Below are 322 nucleotides of genomic sequence, written 5' to 3'. Positions count from 1 at the left end.
CGAACATTATGACAGACCGGTAAGCCCCTGACTTCCCGCTTTCGCAGGGGGAGTCATCTCTACGCGCTTTTTACCGGATTTTGAAGCGTTTAGATCGGGAAGCCGAGCTGAGGCCGCGAGATCGAGTCGGCGCCGCCGCAGCCCGTTGCGGCGCGCAACTGTCCGGGTGCAGGCGGAGCGGGCGGGGTCACGAAGCTGACCGTGCCGGTCACGGGTGGCTCGGCCGCCGGGTAATAGGCGACGGTTTCGAACCGCACCGGATCGCAGCCTGCGTCACGCTCGTAATCGATGCTGATCAGCGACAAGGCGCTGGCCAGCACAA

General features: G+C 64.3%; 1 protein-coding gene. It reads right to left on the bottom strand.

Annotation, left to right across the window (positions count from 1 at the left end):
• Window positions 1-89 precede the first annotated feature (89 nt).
• A partial coding sequence (locus E5162_RS14815; protein ID WP_158291325.1) for a hypothetical protein occupies window positions 90-322 on the bottom strand: 233 nt, incomplete at its 5' end.

The organism is Marinicauda pacifica, from assembly GCF_004793635.1.
Lineage (GTDB): Bacteria > Pseudomonadota > Alphaproteobacteria > Caulobacterales > Maricaulaceae > Marinicauda > Marinicauda pacifica.
The sequence above is the reverse complement of the archived record's forward strand: the minus strand, read 5'-3'. Positions and strand labels throughout refer to the sequence as shown.